The 1,472-nt window shown below is 74.4% G+C and carries 2 protein-coding genes and 1 tRNA gene; 2 read left to right on the top strand and 1 reads right to left on the bottom strand.

The window, feature by feature from the left end; translation table 11 throughout:
- A partial coding sequence (locus D8M29_RS11805) for a nucleoside deaminase (RefSeq protein WP_148111610.1) occupies nucleotides 1-289 on the top strand: 289 nt, incomplete at its 5' end.
- 74 nt (nucleotides 290-363) lie between these two features.
- A tRNA-Ser gene (locus tag D8M29_RS11800) sits at nucleotides 364-454 on the top strand.
- Nucleotides 455-520: 66 nt separating this feature from the next.
- Here D8M29_RS11800 and D8M29_RS11795 read toward each other — a convergent pair.
- Nucleotides 521-1,472: alpha/beta hydrolase (locus D8M29_RS11795; protein ID WP_148111609.1), on the bottom strand; the 952-nt coding region annotated here is incomplete at its 5' end.

The raw sequence follows: 1,472 nt of genomic DNA, 5'->3' as shown, positions 1-1,472 counted from the left end.
CGGAGCGGAGCTGCGGGCCGCCGCCGGGGCGGGCGACGGCTGGCGCCTGACGGACTGCACCCTCGTGGTGACCCTCGAGCCCTGCCCCATGTGCGCCGGTGCGCTGCTGCTGGCCCGCATCCCGCGCGTCGTATTCGGGGCGTGGGACCCGAAGGCGGGCGCGTGCGGCTCGGTGCTGGATGTGGTCCGCGACCCCCGCTTCAACCACCAGGTGCAGGTCCGCGCCGGCGTCCGTTCCGAGGAGAGCGCGGCGCTGCTGCGGGGGTTCTTCGCGGCACAGCGCGACTGAACGCGCCCGTGCCCGACGACGGCGGGCGGCCGGTTTGGGCGCGCCGCCACGGCTCGGGTAGGGTGTTCTGGTCTGGTGACGTGTCCGAGCGGCCGAAGGTGCAGCACTCGAAATGCTGTGTACGGTAACCCCGTACCGTGGGTTCAAATCCCACCGTCACCGCCAGATGTGAAGCCCGGGAGCCCTGCGCTCCCGGGCTTTCGCCATGCCGGGGCGGGTCCGGCCGCCGCCTCAGCGCGGCAGGACGGCGTCCAGGAACGAGGCCACCGCGGACCACGAGATGGAGGCGTGCACGGCGCTGGCCGGCACACCGTTGCGGAGCACCTCCGCGCTGCGGGTCTTCGCGGTCATCATGCCCAGGTCGTGGCCACCCTCGGCCACCGAGTAGAACGCGGTGCGCAGTCCGGCGGCCTCGGCGGCCCGGTACAGCTCGAGGCTCTGCCCCCACGGCACCGTGACGTCCTTGCGCCCGTGGACGACCAGCAGGGGCGGCGAGTCCGGGCGCAGGTGCGCGATCGGGGAGGCCAGCCGGGTCAGGCCGCCCGAGGCCAGGACCGGCACCCCCAGCATGTCCGACTTGGTGCTGCGGTCGTCGAGGTGGCAGTGCTTCAGCCGGTTCGCGCGGTTGTAGTCCGCGCACGCGCCCGGGAGCATCTGGCGGTTCATCGTCAGGAAGTCCGTGGGGCCGAAGAAGTCCACGATCGCGTGGACGCGGTCCTCCTCCGGGATCGCGTGGCCGCCGTCGGGCACCTCCCGGCCGGGCAGCGGCACCTGCTCGCGGTCCAGGTCCTGTCCGCCCGTGAGGCCGGCCATGAGGGCGTTCCAACCGCCCGACGACGAGCCGGCCACGGCCACCCGCCCCGCGTCCAGCTGCAGGCCCGGGGCGTTGCGCCGCACCCAGCGGACCGCCGCCGTCGCGTCCTCCACCTGGGCGGGGAACGTGCCCTGCTTGGAGCTGCGCACCGAGAACGCGGCGACGGCGTAGCCGTGCGGGACCAGGCCGCGGGCGACGTCGACACCGTCGCTGTAGCCGCGATCGCTGCGCCAGCCGGAGCCCGCGTTCCACACGAGGACCGGGAACGGGCCCTGGCCCGGCGGCCGGTACACGTCGATGCGTCCGGCGCGCCCGGGCAGGGCCGCGTACGTGTGCCCGGTGGAGCTGCGCATGTCGTACAGGGCCGGA

Source organism: Micrococcus sp. HSID17227, from assembly GCF_003989405.1.
GTDB classification, from domain to species: Bacteria; Actinomycetota; Actinomycetes; order Actinomycetales; family Micrococcaceae; genus Micrococcus; species Micrococcus luteus.
Note: the sequence above shows the minus strand (reverse complement) of the source record. Positions and strands in the feature narration are given on the sequence as shown.